Annotated in this window: 16 protein-coding genes; 1 reads left to right on the top strand and 15 read right to left on the bottom strand. The window is 69.8% G+C overall.

Annotation, left to right across the window (positions count from 1 at the left end):
• Window positions 1–26: 26 nt before the first annotated feature.
• The 9 genes from ABKW28_RS15875 to ABKW28_RS15835 all read right to left on the bottom strand — a co-directional run bounded on the left by ABKW28_RS15875 (window position 27) and on the right by ABKW28_RS15835 (window position 9,166).
• A complete protein-coding gene (locus ABKW28_RS15875) occupies window positions 27–1,562 on the bottom strand; it encodes an ATP-binding protein (protein WP_056680631.1) in 1,536 nt (511 codons plus the stop codon).
• Window positions 1,562–3,067, bottom strand: coding sequence for an SCO6880 family protein (locus ABKW28_RS15870; RefSeq protein WP_056680628.1), 1,506 nt, complete (start codon window positions 3,065–3,067; stop codon window positions 1,562–1,564). Before ABKW28_RS15870 ends, ABKW28_RS15875 begins: the two co-directional genes overlap by 1 nt.
• A 74-nt stretch (window positions 3,068–3,141) precedes the next feature.
• Window positions 3,142–5,112: a type IV secretion system protein gene (locus tag ABKW28_RS15865; RefSeq protein ID WP_056680625.1), complete on the bottom strand. Its 1,971-nt coding sequence runs from the start codon at window positions 5,110–5,112 to the stop codon at window positions 3,142–3,144.
• Window positions 5,109–5,885: a hypothetical protein gene (locus ABKW28_RS15860; RefSeq protein ID WP_056680622.1), complete on the bottom strand. Its 777-nt coding sequence runs from the start codon at window positions 5,883–5,885 to the stop codon at window positions 5,109–5,111. Before ABKW28_RS15860 ends, ABKW28_RS15865 begins: the two co-directional genes overlap by 4 nt.
• Window positions 5,885–6,751, bottom strand: a complete 867-nt coding sequence (locus ABKW28_RS15855) for a hypothetical protein (protein ID WP_056680619.1) — start codon at window positions 6,749–6,751, stop codon at window positions 5,885–5,887. The genes ABKW28_RS15860 and ABKW28_RS15855 overlap by 1 nt, the downstream gene beginning before the upstream one ends.
• Window positions 6,751–7,044 carry a hypothetical protein gene (locus ABKW28_RS15850; RefSeq protein ID WP_011755687.1) on the bottom strand — a complete coding sequence of 98 codons (294 nt, stop codon included), beginning with the start codon at window positions 7,042–7,044 and terminating at the stop codon, window positions 6,751–6,753. Before ABKW28_RS15850 ends, ABKW28_RS15855 begins: the two co-directional genes overlap by 1 nt.
• A 40-nt stretch (window positions 7,045–7,084) precedes the next feature.
• Window positions 7,085–7,933 carry a hypothetical protein gene (locus ABKW28_RS15845; RefSeq protein WP_056680616.1) on the bottom strand — a complete coding sequence of 283 codons (849 nt, stop codon included), beginning with the start codon at window positions 7,931–7,933 and terminating at the stop codon, window positions 7,085–7,087.
• Window positions 7,930–8,151, bottom strand: coding sequence for a hypothetical protein (locus tag ABKW28_RS15840; protein ID WP_056680613.1), 222 nt, complete (start codon window positions 8,149–8,151; stop codon window positions 7,930–7,932). The genes ABKW28_RS15845 and ABKW28_RS15840 overlap by 4 nt, the downstream gene beginning before the upstream one ends.
• A 61-nt stretch (window positions 8,152–8,212) precedes the next feature.
• A complete protein-coding gene (locus ABKW28_RS15835) occupies window positions 8,213–9,166 on the bottom strand; it encodes a hypothetical protein (RefSeq protein ID WP_056680611.1) in 954 nt (317 codons plus the stop codon).
• A 367-nt stretch (window positions 9,167–9,533) separates the two neighbouring features.
• On the opposite strand from ABKW28_RS15835, the gene ABKW28_RS15830 reads away from it, so the two are divergent.
• Complete coding sequence (locus ABKW28_RS15830) at window positions 9,534–12,470, top strand: hypothetical protein (RefSeq protein WP_056680608.1); 2,937 nt, start codon at window positions 9,534–9,536, stop codon at window positions 12,468–12,470.
• 267 nt (window positions 12,471–12,737) lie between these two features.
• Here ABKW28_RS15830 and ABKW28_RS15825 read toward each other — a convergent pair whose 3' ends face one another.
• From ABKW28_RS15825 to ABKW28_RS15800, 6 genes are read right to left on the bottom strand one after another with little or no spacing between them, the layout of a single operon-like run.
• Entirely contained in the window at window positions 12,738–13,634 is an 897-nt protein-coding gene (locus tag ABKW28_RS15825) for a hypothetical protein (RefSeq protein WP_185254953.1), read from the bottom strand.
• On the bottom strand, window positions 13,628–14,194 hold the full coding sequence (locus ABKW28_RS15820) for a hypothetical protein (RefSeq protein WP_056680603.1): 567 nt from the start codon (window positions 14,192–14,194) through the stop codon (window positions 13,628–13,630). Before ABKW28_RS15820 ends, ABKW28_RS15825 begins: the two co-directional genes overlap by 7 nt.
• Complete coding sequence (locus ABKW28_RS15815) at window positions 14,191–14,466, bottom strand: hypothetical protein (RefSeq protein WP_056680600.1); 276 nt, start codon at window positions 14,464–14,466, stop codon at window positions 14,191–14,193. The genes ABKW28_RS15820 and ABKW28_RS15815 overlap by 4 nt, the downstream gene beginning before the upstream one ends.
• A gap of 22 nt (window positions 14,467–14,488) precedes the next feature.
• Entirely contained in the window at window positions 14,489–17,743 is a 3,255-nt protein-coding gene (locus tag ABKW28_RS15810) for a LysM peptidoglycan-binding domain-containing protein (protein WP_056680598.1), read from the bottom strand.
• Window positions 17,740–18,189, bottom strand: a complete 450-nt coding sequence (locus tag ABKW28_RS15805) for a pilus assembly protein TadG-related protein (protein WP_235532553.1) — start codon at window positions 18,187–18,189, stop codon at window positions 17,740–17,742. The genes ABKW28_RS15810 and ABKW28_RS15805 overlap by 4 nt, the downstream gene beginning before the upstream one ends.
• On the bottom strand, window positions 18,189–18,587 hold the full coding sequence (locus tag ABKW28_RS15800; RefSeq protein WP_343061665.1) for a TadE/TadG family type IV pilus assembly protein: 399 nt from the start codon (window positions 18,585–18,587) through the stop codon (window positions 18,189–18,191). Before ABKW28_RS15800 ends, ABKW28_RS15805 begins: the two co-directional genes overlap by 1 nt.
• Window positions 18,588–18,723: the final 136 nt, after the last annotated feature.

The following is an 18,723-nucleotide window of genomic DNA, read 5'->3' as shown; positions in this document are numbered from 1 at the left end:
CAGGTCAGTCCCGAGGTCGCGCGCGCTCAGGCGGCGGACTCGATGGCCTCGTTGGTGTAGTAGAGCTTCTTCTCCAGCGGGTGGAGCACCGTCTGGACCTTGTAGGTGGCGTCGCCGATGCACCACAGGGCGCGGCCCTTGTCCTGCATGGCCCACCCGGAGACGAGGTCCTGGGCGATCGGGCCGAGCCCGAGCATGGAGTCGAGCTCGCGGGCGACCCGGGGCTTCTGGGCACCGAGGATCTTGATGTCGGCCAGCTCGAGGAGGTCCTTGGCGATCATCGCGGCCTGGGAGTCGGCGTCGCCGACCGAGAGCAGGTCGGAGGGCTTGTGGAGGTTGCAGAACTGGATATCGCCGCCCTTGCCGGCCATGCCGCGTGAGAGCCGCAGGTCGGCGTCGAAGCTCGCCACTGCGGCGGTTCCGAGGCGCATCTGCTTCCAGACCTCGTCGCGCACCACGATGCGCAGGTCGCCTGGCTCGGCGATCTCCCGCAGACCACGCCCCCAGGAGTTCATGCACAGCAGCGCGATGCCCACGGCCTCATCGCCCAGGCCGTCGAGCCGGGAGAGGCTGAACGACTGGATCGGGGCCCGCCAGTCGACCTCGATGTTGGTGAAGTCGTCGAAGAGGCCGGCGAGGGTGCCGGTGACCAGCTCGCCAAGCGCGTTGCGCAGCAGCCGGGTCTCGTCGAGGAACTGACGGGTGTTCGCGTATTCGCAGGCCCGGACGAGCTCCTCGGTGGGGTTACGGAGCAGGTCCCACAGCCGCGGGATGGTCGTCTCCTGCAGGACGCTGTTGCCGGCGGCGTAGCCGGTGAGGATCGCCAGCGCGTTGCGCACGACGTCGCTCTCGTCGGGGCCGAACGGCACCCGGCGCTCGTCGTCGATCTTCATGCTGCCGACCAGGCCTCGGACCAGGACGAGCCACCGCTTGAAGATGATCGTGGCGCGGCGCTGCGCCTCCTCGGCCGAGAGCTTCTCCCACCCGTCGCCGAGCGGCCCCATGGACAGCGGGTTGACCCGGGCCCAGAAGCCGGGGGCGATGACGAAGGGTTCGACACCGAGCGCGCGGCACAGCGACTCGTACTCGTCCTTGACGTCGCCAGTGACCAGGGTGCGGTAGCCGAACGGCGTCATCCGGGTGCAGAACGCCTTGGTGGTGCCGGACTTGCCACTTCCCGGCTTGGCGAACTGGAAGATGTTGGGGTTGGTCGCGGGCACGTCGTCGCGCAGCACCCAACCGAACGGGTCGCAGTAGAAGCTGCCGCCGGAGAGCTGGTCGACGCCCATCTGGGCGCCCGTCGGGGGCAGGGCGGGAGCCGAGACGAAGGGCCAGAACACCGGGGCCTGGTCGCTGGTCATCCGCCAGGCCATCGCCGGGGCGGTGGCAGCAGCCCAGCCTCGGCCGCGGCGGGTGGCACCGCGGCGCGGCGCGTAGCGGAAGAGCCGGGGCTCCTTGGCCTCCGGGGCGAGCGTGGGGATCGTGGGCAGGTCGTGCCCGAAGTCGGAGAGCAGGGCAGCCATGTCGCGGCCGCCACGGCGGTTCCGGCGGGTGGTGGTCATCAGGCGTCTCCGCTCCGGGTCAGGCTCGTGCCGAGGGGGATGGTGGACGCGGCGAACCCGACGTCCTGGGCGAGGTCGAGGCGCAGCGGTGCGAACCCGGCGCGTCGGACCGAGGCGTCCAGGCGGCGCCCGAACTCGGTGATCCGCATCGACTTGGGGACGGTGACCGTGCACACGCCGTAGGGCCGGGTCAGCGAGTTGCCGCGGGCCAGCTTGGCGTCCAGGCCGCGGGCCTTGTGGGCTTCGTCGCGCTGCTTGGCGCGGGTCTTTCGGCCGAGCTTCTCGTTCATCCCCTCGGCCAGGTCGGCGGCCCACTCGGCGTTGCCGGACTGCCGGTCGGCCTTGGTCTGAGAAACGATCGGGTACGCGACGACGAACGATCGCCGCTCACCGAACTCGCTGGGGGTGAGGATCGGTGCCAGGGCACCCATCGCGACGTCGCGGGTCGGCAGCTTGATGGTGGCGCTGACCGAGTTCCAGGCGTCGTGGCTGTAGTGCCGCACCGTGGCGTCGGCACCCGAGGGGCCGGCCATCGCCCACGGGACGTCGGCGTTGACGCTCGGGTCCTTCTCCCGCAGCGAGAGGGCCTCGACGATGCCGGCGCGGTCGCCGGGGGCGAATCCGGTCCGGCAGGCCAGCGCAAGCTCGGGGCTGGTGAGCCAGCGCACCGTCGTCATCCCCATCGGGCCGCGCAGCTGGGCCTCGATCTCGGCCATGAGCAGGTAGAGCTCGCGGCAGCGGCCCTCGAAGCCGCCCCCGGACTCTTTGGCCGACCTCGCGATCCGGGTCTCCGGGATCACGACCGTCACGAATTGCTCGGTGCGCACCGATGCCTGGGTGAGGCCGTGGGCCAGGTCGCTGTTGACGACCTCCGACAGCCCCGGGGCGTTGGGGCGGCGGTGGCGGTTGACCCACAGGTCGCGCTCGGCGCCGTCCTCGGGGACGGTGCGCACCATGAAGAGGATCTCGTCGACCTTCTCTGTGCGACCGGCGACGTCGAGCAGCCCGGCCAGCGCCTCGCCGTAGCGGGCGCGCTCTTCGGTGTCCTTCATGCCGATGCCCGGGTGCACGATCGAGGCCGTGACCGCCCAGGTTTTCATGGCGTGGTCCTCGATGATCGCTACGCGCTGCAGCTGCGAGCCGTGCGGCGGGCCGTCGTGGATCCGGACGCCCTGGAGGACCCCGGGCAGGTCCGGGGTGTCGAGGTCGTCGCCGCGGCCCTGGGCGGCCTTGGCGCGGAACGAGGTCCAGCCGAACAGGCCGCCGACGGCGTACATCGTCGAGGCGAACACCCAGCCGGTGGCCGAGCGGCCGCGCACCGGGATCACGGTGATGGCCAGCAGGAACACCCAGACCAGAGCGAACAGAAACGCGGAGAACCACGCTCCGCGGCTGATTGCCCAGAACGCCGGCAGGCTGGCCAGCGCCAGGAACATCAGCTGGCCTCCGGAGAGGCCGAAGAACCAACCGATGCGGTCGCGCTGGTAGTCGGCGTAGGTGGTCATCGTCGGCTTCCCTTCTGGTCAGTGAGATCGGTGGGTGTCGATCGGTGCTCGAGCTGGGGCGGTCGGCGCATCGGTTACACCGCCACCGGTGGGATGCCGCCAGCTGCCGCGCCGGCGCCGCCGGCACTGCCAGCCGCTCCCCCACCGCCGGCGGCCGGGGTCTTGGGAGCGGCGTCAGCTCCTCCGCCGCCCTGGCCGCCTGAACCGCCGCCGGGGCCGCCGCCGGTGGGCAGCGTCGTCGGGGTGGGCGGCGCAGGAGGCGTGGGCGGGGTCGGCATCGACGAGTCCTCGTCGCTCCGGTCGCCGTTCTGCGACCCGGGGTGGGTCCCGCCCTGGCCGCCGGACTGGCCACCGGACTGCCGTCCACCCAGGCCGCTGAAGTCGGGGCCGTAGGTGCTCTGGCCCACACCGGCCTGGTTGCTCTCGTCCGACATCAGAGAGGTCGCCTTCGCGCCGGCGGAGTTGATCCAGCCCATGCCGGTCGACAGGGCCTGGCCGACCGGCCCGAAGCTGCCCAGGGCGCCCTGGGTCGACTTGCTGAACCGGTCGCCGGTCGAGGCTTCGGCGCTCTGCTCGCCCGAGGAGCGGCCGTTGGCGTCAGTGGTCGACGCAGCCGACGAGCCGCCACCTGCGCCGCCGCCGCTGAGCAGGCCCTGGAGGCCGCCCTGGATGGCCATGCCCTGGCGGAACGACGCGCCGCTGGGGGTGCCGGGGTCGACGAAGGCCAGGAGCTTGAACAGGGACAGCGGGGCGACGACGCTGATCAGGATCGTCATCACGGCCGGCAGCGCGGTGCCGAACGCCTTGGCTGTGTCCTCGGCCAGGTGGGCGGCGACTCCGTTGGCGAACTGCACGCCGATGCCCAGCACCATCACCATCAGCACCGGGGTGAACGCCGCGGCGTGGAACCAGCGCAGCGACTTCCAGAACCAGGAGCGGGTGAACTCCGAGACCAGGCCGGCGGCCGCGAGCGGCCCCGTGGCGGTGAGCACCAGCAGGGACGCCGCGCGGGCCAGGTAGACCAGGACGTGCCCGATGGCGGCCAGCCACAGGAAGATCCCCAGGAAGGCAAGAGCGGTGGCCACGCCGGCGTCGGCGATGTCGTCGATGCCGAGTCCGCCGAGCGGGTCCCAGTCGGGCCAGGTCTGCACCTTGAGCAGCGACTTCATCAGCGCCTTGGTCAGCGCCCCGCACGCCGCGATGATCATGACGCAGTACCCGAACCAGCAGGCGCACACCAAGACGAACTGGCCGGACCCGATGAAGGCCCGGGCGAGGCTCTTGCCCTCGCGCTTGAAGGCCGCGGCGCCGAGCTGGATCATCGCCAAGATGACCACCAGGGCCAGCGCCAGCCACAGGGTGAAGGCGTAGACGTCCTTGCCCGGGCCGTCGGCGCTCAGGTCCGGAGTCAAGAACAGCTCACTGAACGTGAGCACGATGCGCAGCACGAACAGGCCGGAGTTCCAGATCGCGAGCATGGCCGCGGTCCAGGCGTCGGCCGCGGCCTTGGCGATGACGTCGCCGATGGCCTCGAACGGGTTGGGGATGTCACCGAGACCGGGGATGCCGCCGCCGAAGAGGTCACCGACGTTCGGCAGACCGGGGATCCCGGGCAGCCCAGGGACGCCCGGAAGCCCGGGCAACCCGCCGATGTTGCCGCAGATCGCGTCGAGGATCCCGCAGCCGTCGGGGAGCAGATCTCCCGCGCCGTCCAGCAGGTCGCCGGCACCGTCCTTCACATCGCCGGCGGCGTCCTTGCCGCAATCGATCGGGTCCTTGGCGCAGTCGACGGCGTCGCCGCCGAGATCGCACAGGGCGTCGGGCCCCGGGCAGCCCATCTTGAGGTTGCGGGCCGGCAAAGTGCCGCTGGCCACCACCGGGGCGATCGGAGCGAGGTGCGCCGTGCTGGCGGCCGGCTCGCTGGCCGCTGCGGCGGGAGGCTGGAGGGTCGAGGCAGCTCCGAGGAGCGTGGTGAGCACCAGGAGCGCCAGGGCGGCGTTGGCGAGTCGGCTCGCCCGGCGCACGGCGGTGATGACGGTGCTCACTGGGGAGCTCCGTTGATCCGGATCCAGCCGGCCTTCGCGAACTCGGGGGTGCCGGGCGCCACCGCCTGCGGCTGGCCCTCCGAGACCAGGTGCTCGATGTCCGCTTCGCTGCCCTGGACCAGTCGCCAGTCACCGTCGAGCCACCGCATCAGCTGGGTGCCGGCGTAGAGGCTGTCCTTGACCTGGCCGTCAACGGTGGTGAGGGTGACGTAGCTGAGCAGGTTCACCGCGTAGTAGCCGGTGTCGAGCTCCTCGAGTGTGAAGGCGACCGGGGTGACGGCGTACGACGCGGGGGCGGGCACGTCGCCCTCCTTCGCGACGCCGGCCTGCTGGCGGCGCAGCGCGACCGCGGCGCGGGAGCGCTCCTCGAAGACGGCCTTGTCCTCGGGATTGGCGTAGAGGCGGGCGACGGTGACGGCCTGGTCGAAGTCGAACCCGAGCTGTGCCTTGGCCAGCTCGACCTGAAGCGCCACGGCGCCCAGGTCGGTGGCCGGAAATCCCGTCGGGTAGCCGTCGACCTGGTCGTCGCCGGTCGGGATTACGACTCCGTCGACCGGCGCGGTGTCCGGTGCGACCTGCTCGACCGATGCGTTCTCGACCGTCTGGCTCGAGTTGTCCCCGCCGGTGGCGTCGGGGCCGCCGGAGTCGTCGTCGGCCCGGGTGCGAGCACCGAGCCAGACGACGGTGGCCACCATGCAGGCGATCCCCACCAGGATGCCGATGCGCACCAGGGTGGCCCGCGAGTCGTCGTTGCCGGTCGTCAGGTTCTTCATCAGTGGTCCCCTTCGATGTGGTCAGGGTCAGTGGTGTCGTCGGTCGACCAGGTGCGCCAGCCGGCCTCGTGGGCCAGCTGCGTGCCGGGCCAGGTCGCGGGGGCGGGTGCGGGCGGGGCGCCGGGAGCGACCATCCAGCGCCCGCCGACCCACTGCATGCGCTCGCAGTGGGCGAAGGCGATCTGGCCTTCCTGCTTGTAGGAGGCGGTGACCTTCATCAGCACGCAGACGGTGGTCCAGTCGGGCCCGTCGGTGCCCTTCACGAGCGCGGCGGCCGGCTCGAGGGAGACCGAGGCGCTGGGGTCCTTGACCTCGCCCATTCCGGTGCTGGTCAAGAAGGCCTGGACGCTGGCGGTGATCCACCACTCCTCGGCGCGGACCCCGCCGGGCAGAGCCCAGGCGTTGTAGACCTCCGCCGCGGTGGTCAGGCTCATCGACTGCAGCACCGCCAGGTCGATCTGCGCGAGCTGCCCGATCGCGCCCTCGGGGGTGTGCGGGAACCCGGTCATCACGAACGCCGGTCCGTTCACACCGGTGCCAGCCGGGACTTTGATGACGGGCACCTTGGCGCTGGGGGTCGCGGCCGGGAAGGCGGCGCTCTCGGGAACGGCCAGCATCGGCTCGGCCGCTACCTCGTCGCGATGCACGGCACCCTGGGCCACCGTCGAGCGATCGGTCTCGCCGGTGGCGACGTCGGTGTTGGCGCTGGCTTCCTCACCGATCCCGGCGACGGCCAGGTAGACCGCGTAGCCGAGGCCACCGAGCAGGAGCACCGCCACGACGACGGCGGCGACCAGGATTCCGAGCAGGCGGCGCCGGCCCCACTCCGTGGCACCTTCGGCCTTCTTCGTGGCTGCGCGCCGCATCAGATGCAGCCCTTGCCGAGGATCCCGTTGAGCATGCCGGGCAGGACCAGGTAGGCGATCGCGCAGGCGAACACGACCACCACCGAGATCACCCCGACCTTGGAGGCGTGCGGCAGGGAGAACACGCGGCCGGCGATGATCGCGCCGATGGCGATCACGATGCCGAGGCCGAACAGGACGATGACGCCCCACAGCACGTAACTGGTGATCTCGTTGGTGGGTCCGACGGCACCCGGCGGCGCCTTCGGGCAGACCTGGGCGGCCATCGGGAGGAGAGCGGTCATGACGTCCATGGGTGGACTTCCTTTCTGGGTTTGCTTGACTCGGTGCGGGTCAGGCGCTTTCGCTGGTGTCGGTGGACAGGTGGGCGGGCTCGAGCAGCTGACGGGCTGCCGAGATGAGGGGGGCCGGGACGGGCCGGGAGTCCAGGCCGTTGACCGCGAGCTCGCGTTCCTCGGGGATCTCCACGCACCGGTCCGCGACCAGGGCGCGACGTACGGCGGGGCCGCCGGCGTGCTCGAGGCCCCGGGGCCACTTCTTGCGGCGCGGCCCACGCACGGCGAGGGCGATCTGCTCGGGCTGCCAGTGGTTGGCCAGCAGCTCGAGCGCGACCGAGGCGCGACGCATCCCGGGGACGGTGGCGGTGGTGACCAGGACGACCTGGTCGGCGGTGCGGACGGCCTCGGCGAGCCAGCAGTCGGTGGCCAGCAGCAGGCCGGCCTCCCAGCCGACGTCGAGGATGGTCAGCTGGGTCTCGTTCTCGGCGTCGATCGGCAGCGGAATCTCGTCGACGCCGGCGAGCACCTCGCTGGCCCGCTCGAGCAGGACGTGGTCGCGCTTGCCCTGACGCCAGTCGGTCGGGTGCAGGCCGAGCTCGGCGGTGCTTGCGGCGGCGAGACCAGAGGCGGTGACCGAGCAGCACTCGATCACCCGGACCGGGCCGGCGGCAGCCAGGCCGGCAGCCAGGGCGATGGTGCTGGCCCCGACCGACCCGGCGCATCCGATCACCGCGATGGTGTGCTCCCCCGCGGCTGGCGACCAGTCGTCCGCGGCGGCGGGGCCGCGGCCGCGGGGTCCCTTGCCGGCGCCGACGCCGGTGCGGAACTCGCCGGCGTTCACGGCATCCCAGGCCCGCTTGAGCTCGTCGACCCCGACCGGGCGGCTTGAGATCTGGGTGCTCACTGGGCCTCCCCGATGCCGCCGCGGCGGAACTCAAGCGCGGCGCGGACCTCAGCCGGAGTCAGGCTTGCCAGCTGTGCCTTGGCGGCCTGGACCTCGTGCAGCTGGGCGACGCAGCCGGTGAGCTGCTCGATCGCCTCGGTCTCGCGGCCGGCGATCGCGAACAGCTCGGCAACCTGCTCCGGCGTCCGGCTCTCGCGGTCGTCCTGGGTGTTCGTCATGGGCTTCACCACCTCCAGTCGCCTATGTGTAGTGGGGCGGTGGGAGCGATCACGGTTGCGCTCATTCGTCATGGCCGAACTTCCTCGGGGCGGCCGCGGCGAGGGCGCGCATGCTGCGCGAGCCGCGGCGACGGACGGTTGCCTCGGACACCCCGACCCGCGGCGCGACCCGGCTGGACACCTCGTTGCTCAGCAGACCGCCGTAGCCGCGAGCAAGGTTGCGGGTCTCGACCCGGTCGGCCTCGTCGACCAGGCACAGCAGCAGGTACCGGTCGGCCGGGCTGATCACCTGGTTCTCGCAGGCCCACGCCAGCAGCTCCAGCAGCTCCTCGGTGGCCGACGGCTCCTCCTGCTCCGGGCCGGCGTCGGCGAGGATCTCGGGACGGTGGAACAGGGCGCCAGCAACCCGTTCGGTCGGCATCGCGGCGGCGCTCCACACTCCTGCGTCGCCGTCGGCCAAGTCTCCGGACGAGAAGAACTCCACGAGGGTGGTGTTCGCCCACGTGCGGTCGGCCCGGGAGACGTAGAAGAAGTCCCCGACCTCGCGGAGGACGCCGACGCGAGTGTTGATCAGGATGTTCGCGGCGACCTTGCGCAGCCGGCGCCACTTGAAGGTCCGAACCTCGATCCACAGCTGGGAGGCCACCAGCTCGTCGATCCGCTCGACGGCCGACCAGGAGCCTGCCGCGACGGGCTGGCTGTCGCGGAAGACCTCGCGGGGAGGGAGGGTGCTCAGCCAGCCGGCGAGCCGGCACGCGCCGGGCAGCAGGCACTTGGCGAGCGCGGCCGCAGCAGCGATGTCGTCGCCGCCATCCGGAGCCGCCAGCATGGCCAGCGCCAGGAGGACCTCGTCAGAGGCTGCGCTGTCCACCGAGGGCAGCCAGGCCCGGAGGTCGTCGAACTCCTCGACGACTCCAAGCCGTGGATCCGCGGCCACCCAAGCCGGCCACTTCTGGCGGGCCTGGTCGAGCAGTTCGCTGTTGTCGTCGAGGCCGAGCTGGTCACCCACACTCATCGCACTCGCTCCCCTTTCGTCCGTGGCTGTGCACGGCAGAAAGGTCGCGAGCGGGCGTCCCCGCATCCGTCCCCCCAAACCCCCGATTTGGAGGGGGGACGCAGAGGAGGGACGCGCGTTTCCGCAGGTCAGAGGCCGTCCCCCCGAAAATTGCAGAAACTTCTTGACCAGGGTGGCGCGGGGCCTATTCGTCGAGATGCGCCGAACGTTTCCAAACGCGACGCACCTACCTTTCAACACAGAATCGGTAGGGATTCGCTCCGCGGCAGCGCCCTGGTGACAGACGGACGGGTGACCGCGCGGGTCGAACCCGCCGTGTCGCTGCGCGTTGCTACCTTGAGCCGTCCGTCGAACAGTGGAGTCGTCCGTGAAGCACCAGCTGCAGTTGTTGTGCCCCGGTGCCTTTCAGTCGATGGCCGCTGCGCTGGCGATCGCCGAGTTCGGCCCAGGTGTCCAGGTCATGGGCGCTGGCAAGGACGGCGGCCGCGATCTGTACTTCGAGGGCAACCTGAAGTTCGCCTCAGCACTCGAGCCCTCAGAAGACACCTTCAGCGGTTACACCGTCTTCCAGGTCAAGCATCACGACAAGATCTCCGACTCGGAGACCACCAATGCCTCGTGGTTGTGGGGAGAGGTCAAGAAGGAACTCGACGCCTGGGCTGAGTGGGATAGGAAGGACCCGCGCGATCCCCTGCCCGATCAGCTCGTCTTCATCACCAACGTCGCACTCACGCCCGTTCAGAACACGGGCGGCCACGACGCCATCCGCAAGAACATCAAGGCCTACCGCGACAGACTCAACGACCCCAGCCGCGACATCGACGATCAGGATGCAATTCTCGATAGGGTCCAGCGGCGCAAGCGGATCGCGCACATCAAGACGATCCGATTCTGGGACGGCAACCAGCTAGACGCTCTGTTGAGCACGCACGAAGGCGTGCGCCGCCGGTTCGACGCCTTCTTGACCGCCAGCGACGTCTTCACCTTCATCTCTGAACTCACGGGCAACATCGCCCTTAAGGACAGCGAACCGGTTCTGCTTGACCAGGCACGCACCGAACTACTCTCCGACGGGCTCGTGTACTTCGACGACGCCGGTGACCGCGAAAACCGCGGCATCCCGGTACACGAGGTCGCCATCGATCTCCCCGTGACCTTCCCGGGCGGAGGCCACAGGAGCACCGTGCTGCGGCATGTCTTCGAGCGGGGAGACAACCTCCTAGCTCGAGACATCACAGCTGTGGACGGGCCGCGCCACATCGTCCTCACCGGCCAGCCGGGCAACGGGAAGACCACGATCTCCAAGCTGATCGTGCAGGCATACCGGGTTGCAGCGCTCAAAGGCTCCACGGCACTAGCGGCCAACCACGACACCGTGATCACCGGGACCGTGGACGTGCTGCGGAGGCTGGGGCACCAACTCCCGCGGCACCGGCGCTGGCCGCTGCGCATCGACCTCGCCGACTACGCGGAGGAACGAGGCCACAAGCTCGACCAATCGCTGATGCGATACGTGGCCGAACACATCAGCAAGAAGTCGAACCATGGCACCGTCACTCCCGCAACGCTGACCTCCTGGCTGCGCGCTTGGCCCTGGCTAGTCGTATTCGATGGCCTGGACGAGGTCACCGAGCCAGAGACGCGGCGCACGGCGATCGAGCGCGTCGTGGAGTTCGTCAACAACGCAGAGGGAGACCGATGCGACCTACTCGCCGTCATCACGACCCGCCCGGTTGGCTACACCGAAAACATCGACCCGACGTCGTTCGAAACCATCGGACTGGACGACCTGACACCCGCTGAGGCCGTCGCCTTCGGAACTAAGGCCGCCCAAGTACGCCTTAGCGGCGACGACGAGCGGATCGGCAAGGTCGTCACGGCCCTTCGGAACGCTGCGCAGGATGAGAACCTCGTCAAACTGCTGCGGACGCCGCTGCAAGTACTCATCCTGTCGATCATCGTCGACGGCGCAGGGACCATCGCACCAGACCGGTACAGCCTGTTCTGGAGCTATTACGACACCGTCGTACGACGAGAGCGCAACAAACCGACGATGGTCCGCACGCTCCTGACCAAGTACGAGCCGTTCATCCACCAGCTTCACGAGCGCGCCGGCTTCGTGCTTCAACAGCGCAGCGAGACGGCCGACCACTCCACGGCTGTTCTAACAGAGCCGGAGCTGCGCGACATCGTCTGGCACATCCTCAACGACGCCGAGTTCAAGCCCGACGGGCACCACTCCGACGTCCTGGACTCGATCATTAGGTCTGCCACACAGCGACTGGTCCTGATCGCGCCCCGGAACGACGGCTTCGGTTTCGACGTGCGCTCACTCCAAGAACTCATGGCGGCCCGGCGAATCAGCGACGCGCCCCTTGAGACCCTGATCAACCGGCTACGTCTCCTGGCCCCCAGCCCACATTGGCGCAACACCTGGTTGTTCGCGACAGGAAAGATGTTCGCGGAACCTCGCGCCCACGAACATCAGGCCGTGGTCGAGCTCATCGAGACGGTCGACCAGGAGGCTCCCGAACGATTCGGATCGCATCTACCGATCGGCCCCGAGGTAGCTCTCGACGTCCTTGACGACGGTATGGCGCGCGCATGGCCGAACTGGAGCCGCCGCATCTTGGCTCACGGGCTCCACGTACTGGACGCGCCCTCTACGTTCAACCTGGACCGGTCGCTACGCATCCTTCTGCGCTACGCCGACAGCGGTGCCGAACAACGAGACGCAGTAGCACGAATGATGCGTGACGACCTCACAGCCACCGCAAACCGTCTGACGGTCGCCAGCGCGGCAGAGATGGTGTCCGCCATCGAGCACGATCTGCAGGTCAACGAGCGCACACTGGGACTCGGCTTGGTCCTGAACCAGCTGGCCAGCACTCCCCCCCCCCTGCCCGCCGGGCGTGGACTGGACAGCGTTCGACGACGAGCTCGACACCAGCCCCCACCCCGCCGCTCTCGACCCTGTCATCCGTGGCGCTGCCGCCGCGATGAAGGCAATCAAGGACGAGGTCTTCGTCGAGGAGCACGAAGCCGACCTCATCGCCTGCCTGAACATCCCCGAGGCGGCAGCAGTACTGAGCGCAGCTGTCGCTCACGTGCTCCCCGGCGACGTGTCCCTGTTCCTCCAACTCAGATCCGTGCTCTCGCAGCGCTTCCGCGCCCCACTCGCCGACTGCATCCTCGCCTGACTTCCTGCCGGACCAAGCGGCCGTCAGGCCACGCTGTGTCGAGGGCGAGCTCGCAGATCGGCGGACCCCAGACCGCCAGAAGGGCGGGCACCCAGGTCACGTGACGGGCCAGCTGGCCCCCCGAAGGCGAGCGTCTAGGTCCGCGCGATTTCCTATTCATCAGCGCAGGCGAGCCACCCCATGCTCTACTTCTCGCGATCCCCAGGTGACCCGAGACGCCTGGGGCTCTTTCACGTCCAGCAGCGGCAGCACGAGCAGCTCCGCTCGGCAGGCCCGGTACCTCGGGGCGCGCTCGGGCAGCGAACGACACAGGTCCCCTTCCTGCTGAGAGGACGAGACCTGTGTCGGTGGGTCGGTCGGCTAGTACAGGGTCACTGGGTCAGCACCTGGGCCTCCCCGATGCGGATCGGGAGGGGCTCGGTGGCAAGGTCGAACTCGATGGTTCCGGACTGCCCGCCACCGGTCCACTCGACCACCCAGTGACTGGCCGCGGTGACCTGGTACGCACCCTCGGGCTGGTCGGTCGACATCTTCGCGTAGCGGTGCCCGCAGGTCGGGGAGTCCTGCTTGCCGTAGTGATCGGCGTACGGCGTCCCCTTGCCGGTGCAGGTCACCTTGGTGCCGTCGCCCATGTTCCACACGATGCTGGAGACGCTGGCGGTGGCGCTGACCGAGACCGGCCCTTCGCTGGCGGACGCGGTGATCGGTCCGAACGTGTCATCGGTCGGGCTGTCGACCCACATCCACACCGGCAGACCAACGAGTCCGATCCGGTTGGGGCCGGGCTCGGGAACGATGCCGATCCTGATCGGATCCAGGTCCATCGACGCGATCGCGCGATTGGCGAGAACCACCGGGTCGATCGTGACCGTGCCGTTCTGGATCCAGACCGGATCCCATGAGGAGCCTGGGGGCGGCCAGTAGCAGATGTGCCACGCACCATCCTCGTTGCTCTGTCCAGGGGGCGGCAGTGGGCCCTCCCCACCCGGATCCCAGACGTCGCCGACCCAGCACTGATGGCTGCTGCTCCATACCGACCCGCCGGGGCCAGTGCACGGGATCTCCCTACCGTCTGAGGTCGAGCAAGTCGACGAGCCACCGGTGTCACCGCCGTCACCGCCGTCGTTGCCGCCATCCTCGTCGTCACAGACAACTTCGCCGGTCACCGGGTCCGCTGTGCAGTCAGCGCTCGCGGCGGAGGCGGTGACGAACACGATGACGAGCGACCCTGCCAACGCCACCAACAGAGCAATGAGTCTCCTCAGCATGGCTGGTCCCAAAGCAGGTCCGAGTCGGAGACCTTCCACGCACCCTTGTCCTTGACGAGCGTGTACTCAACCGGGGCGGGGTTGCGGAGCGGGTTTCCGTTGGGGTCGGTGAAGTCCGGTTGCCTGATCGCCCCGTCGTTCTTCCAGGTGACCCTGGTGCGGTCCTCGCAGTCGATGATCAGGATCGAGGTCCCGCGATTCCGCGGCGCGTCGAGCGTGTGTGCGTACTCCCCGGTCACCGTGACGTTTTCATTCATCATGCTCGCGACGGTGTGCTGCAACTGCAGAAACTCCTCACCGGTCGCGACCGGATTGAGCGCCTTGAAGTTGATGTCCCGCTTCCGGTAAGCGAGGTCGCGTACCTCGAGGTACATCGCCAGCTGGGCCGCCGCCTTCTCCTCGGGAGTCTGCGGCGTCGGCGCAGTGCTCGTCGGGCTCGAGCTCGGCGTAGCGGTCGGGGTGTCCTCGGCCTCGGGGTCGGTGCTGTCGTCCGAGCAGCCCGTGAGGGTGAGGGCGAGGGCGAGGGCCACTCCCCCGAGTGCGGAGTGGTGCTTCCTCATGCGGTGTCTCCTCCTATGTTGGGCGGCGCCATGACTGATCGCTGGCTGACGTCGGTGGCAATGTGCTCGAGGTGTTCTTCGGCGGCGTCGACGAGCTCGGCCAGCGAGCCGTTGTCGGCGGGGTCGATGCCGAACTGCTTGTCGGCGTTGTAGAGGGTGCGGATGGTGTCGCGCACGAAGACGGCCCTGGCCACGCGTCGGGCGTCGAGGTCTGGGCGGTCGCCGCCGGCCGCGACGTAGCGGCCGGTGAGCTCCTGGTCGAACGTGGTCATGTGCTGGTGCTCCCTTCCCGAGTCAGCTCGCGAGCCAGCCGTGGGTACTGATGATGGTCTTCGTGCGCTCCGACAGTTCCAGCGGGGCGTCGCCGTCGTCGGACCGGTTGCAGATCTCCTCGCGGAGGATCCGGTCGGCCTCGAGCTGGTCGCCCTCGGCCTTCATGACGTGGGCCAGGCACAGGCGGGTGCTCTCGCCGTCAGGGTCGGCCCGGTTGGCGACGTAAGCGGCGGAGCGAGCCTTGACCAGGTCGCCGGCGGCGAGAGCCTCGGTCACGACGATGAGGGCGACATCGGCGATCCAGCCGGACGCCATGAGGTCGACGCGGTCGGGCTCATTGACCAGCCAAGACCATCCCTCTTCACGCAGTTGGCTGAACGGCTTGGCCTCGCCGACCAGCTCGAGCGCGGTGCAGAGGTCGGCGACGCCTTCCGCGCCGCCCCGGGCCTGCCCGCGCTTGCGCAGTCGGAGGAAGAGGTGGAGGTCGACCAAGAGACCGTCGTCGACCTGGTAGACGTTGACGCCGCGAAGCTTGGTGGCGGGTGCCTTGTCGGCGTGGGGCAGGTGGGGCTCTCCAGTGGCCGGGTTGGAGCCCAGCCACTCGCGGACGGTGTTGGTGTAGTCGCGCACCTTGCCGGGGGTGATCCCGAATGCCTCGCCGATCTCCTCGCGGGTGGCTCCGTGCTTGCGGTGCAGGGCAAGGTACGCGAGGAGCTCGGTGAAGTAGGGCTTGCGCTTGGCCAGGGCCTTGCCGTGGGTGCGTGCGGTGACCGGACCGAGCAGGCTGAGCCGTGGACGGTCGCAGTCGGTCGAGAACCAGTCGGCGATGTCCTGGTCGAGATTGGGGTCGCTCTGCTCGACCTCGGCTCGGACGTGCTCGGGAACCTTCGGCGCCAGCGTCTCGAGGTCCTCCTGCACGATCGCGCTCTGACGGATGTAGTCCTGGTCGTCGCCCTCCAGGAGGGAGGACAGCGGCTCGTCGACGGCGTCCGCGGGGGTGTTGCGCGGCAGGGTGTACTCGCGGCGCAGTGCCCCGGACTGGTCGGTGTAGGCCTCCCAGCCGTCGGTGGCGGTCTCGTCGACCGGCACGGGGACGTCCTCGGCGACCTCGCTCTGTCCGTAGACCAGGGCGCAGCCGCGGGCCTCGTCGCTGGTGAGGCCGACGGCGATGAGGTTGAGGCTGGCTTGCTCGAGGACGACGCGGCCGGTGTTCGTCATGTGCAGGACGGCGCCCGGTGTGTTGGGGCGCTCGCCGGCGACGACGATGGAGGTGGCGGACTGCCCGACGTGGTCGGTGACCAGCTGCAGCAGCTGCTCGAGGTCCTCGGGGTCTCCGGCCGCCGCGTCGAGCAACAGCATCCGGGCCGGCCAGGTGTCGTCGTCGACGCTGCCGGTGCGTGCCGTGGACACGTCGGTGTCGTGTCGCTTCGCCCGGTCGACCGTGGTGACGGCGGCCGCGAGGGCCTCCGCGGTCGCGAGCGACCCGGCTGCTCCGGTCGGGTGGTAGCTGATCCGCTCGTCCATGGCGACGGCTTCCTCAGCCACGCCGATGCAGTCGACCTGCACGCGCCGCGACCACGGGTTGACGGCGAACTGTGCGGCGAGGTGGCGGGCGAAGTCCCGGCCGTAGGTCGGGTCGCCGCTGATGGTGAGAGTGGACAGTTCCTCGCAGTTGAGCAGCCACGTCTCACCGGTGTCGCTCATGCCGATGGTGGCCAGGAGCGGGTAGGGCGGCTCGACGTTCCCCGTGTCCGGGCCAAGCTCGTCGACGGCGGTGTCCGTGCTGACGTGCCAGTGGGTCTGGTCCGGGCTGCCCACCCAGGGCCCCGGGACAGCGGCCGGCGCGCTCAGGTGCAAGGTCAGCTTGCCGTGCGCGAGTTCCACGGCAGCGAGCGGCGGCATCGTGATGCCCTGCGCGCCGACGGCGGCCGCGAGGCGGCGCAGCGCCTCGTCCGCGAACTCCACGGTCGCCGCGGCCGCGGCACCGGTGGCGTTCAGGGTCATCTCGACAGGCGCGAGCTCCGGAGGCGGCGCGGCGATCGCGCGGCCCGGTGTCCGGTTCCGGTAGCCGGCGCGGCGGCGGGACCGCAGGGCCATGAGCAGTGCCCCGGACAGCAGGACGCCCCCGCCGGTCAGACCGGCGAGGACCCACGGCGCGTCGAGGATCGAGTCGTCAGCGTCGTCGACCTGGTCGATGTCGGCGGCCGGTGCCGCCGGCTCCTCGGCCTGGGGCGGCGCGTCGGGCACGGCCGTCTCGGGTACTTCGGGCACCTCGGGCTCCTGGGCGACCGGCGGCTCCTCCTCGGCCGGCAGGTCGACGGGCCGCTGGTCCTCGGGGCTGGCGGGCGTCTCGGGCTCGACGTCGCGCGGCTGCTGGTGCCGGGTGTCGTCGTGACTGCCCCCCTGCTCGGCGCCGGGGATTTTGAGCTTCCAGCCGACGTCGATGACGTCGGGGTCGGTCAGCTGGGCCCCGCCGGGCTGGGTGATGCCGATGGAGGCCTGGTAGATCTCGGGCCAGCGGTCGGCGTCGCCGAGCTGTTCTTGGGCGATCTCGCTGAGGGTGTCGGTGGGCTGCACCGTGTAGTCGTGGGCCGGTGCCTCGCCGTTGAGGGCGGGCAGCTTGAGTACCCAACCGGGCTCGAGGAAGCTCGGCTGCGCGCCGAGGAGGTCGCGGTTGAGCTCGACGAGTTCCTTGTAGCGGGCACCGTCGCCGAAGTGGTCCTCGGCGATCGACCACAGGCTCTCCCCCGGCTTCACAGCGTGGTCGAGCGTCTTGCGCTGGCGCTCCTGCTTCGTCTCGACCTTGACGTCCTGCTGGGCGGGCGCCTGGTCGGCGGCACCGGCGTTGACGTGTCCCACCGTCACTGGCGCCGCGGCGGCCGTGGTGATCGTGGCTGCCTGGGCGGCGATGGGCGCGGCGATGAACAGCAGGGCGGCGAGGCCGATGAGGCCGCGTGCTGCGGCCTGAGGCCGGCCCAGGCCCGGCAGCTGGGGCGCCTGGACCTTGCGGAGCCGTGCGATGGCCTCCACGACCAGGCTCAGCGCCATGAAGGCCCACGCGACCCAGCCGATCACCTTGAATAGGCCGAGGACGAGGGTGCCGTCGTCGGGCGCCAGGAGCGCGTTCTTGATGCCGTCCAGGTTCGGGGCGTGGTCCGGGATTGGGCTGGCACCGATCGCGAGGAATAGTGCGGGCAGCCCGAGGACGATGCCGAGTACGGCGGCAGAGGCTGCGAGGCCGGTGAGCCGCTGGCCCAGGGTGGGATGGGTGGTCATCTCTCGATGCCTCCTTCGGCGCGGATGAGCCGCGCGGACGCCTCCCCGGTGACCTGCATCGTGTCCAGGCCGATGATCCCGAGGAACTTGCTGGTGTATGTGTCGGTGGTGGTGACGATCAGGGTGTCGCCGTCGACGACGCGGACGGTTCCCTCCACGCCGGCGGCGCGGAGATAGTCCATGGCGGCCGTCTTGGCGGCGGTGAGGTCGACGCGGAGGTCCTCGCCGCGGACTGCGGTCGAGCCCTGAACCTCCTGGGCGCCGGTGCGGGCGGCCTGGGCGGCCGCGCTGCGGGCTTGCTGCTGGGTGTGGACCTTGCCGCCGAGGTCGACGGCCATCCCGACGAGGATGATCATCGCCAGTGCTGCGGTGGCGAACCAGACGCTGATGGAGCCGCGCTCATCGCGCGAGCGCGGCGTCATGAGGCAGCGGATGCGGTGGCTCATCATCGGCGCTCCCGGTAGGCGTCGACGGGGCTGCTGGCGGTGGCAGTGATCGTCCGGGTGCCGGGCAGGCCGGGGATGCTCAGGTCCGCCACGTCGACTTTGCAGGTCACGGTGGCGGTGACCTGGGCGGTGGTTCCCAGCGGGGCGTTGAAGGCCGCAGCGTTGATCGTGATGTTGGTGGTCGTGCATTGCAGGCCCTGGTCGTTCAAGCTGCTGGTGGCCGCGGACTTGCCGGAGGTGATGGCTTCGCTCTGAGTGCGCTCGATGGAGGCCGCTCGAGCTGCCTCGTAGGCGGCTGCGTCCACGGACTGCTTGGCGATCTCCACGCGGCCGCCGAGGATGATCATCGCCACGAACAGGCCGAAGGCCGGGACGCCGATCGCGGCCTCGATGGCCACCGACCCGCGCTCGTCCCGGCGCCGGCTGCGTGTGCTGGTCCGCCTCGTCTGCCTGGTCATGTCCCTAGTGCCGTGAGTTCTCTGAGCATCTGAACTCCTCTCGTGGCCTGCGTCCCTGCTCAGCGCCCGCATCCGA

The organism is Nocardioides sp. 31GB23 (assembly GCF_040012395.1).
In the GTDB taxonomy this organism is placed as follows: domain Bacteria; phylum Actinomycetota; class Actinomycetes; order Propionibacteriales; family Nocardioidaceae; genus Nocardioides; species Nocardioides salarius.
This window is presented reverse-complemented; position numbering and strand designations above follow the sequence as displayed.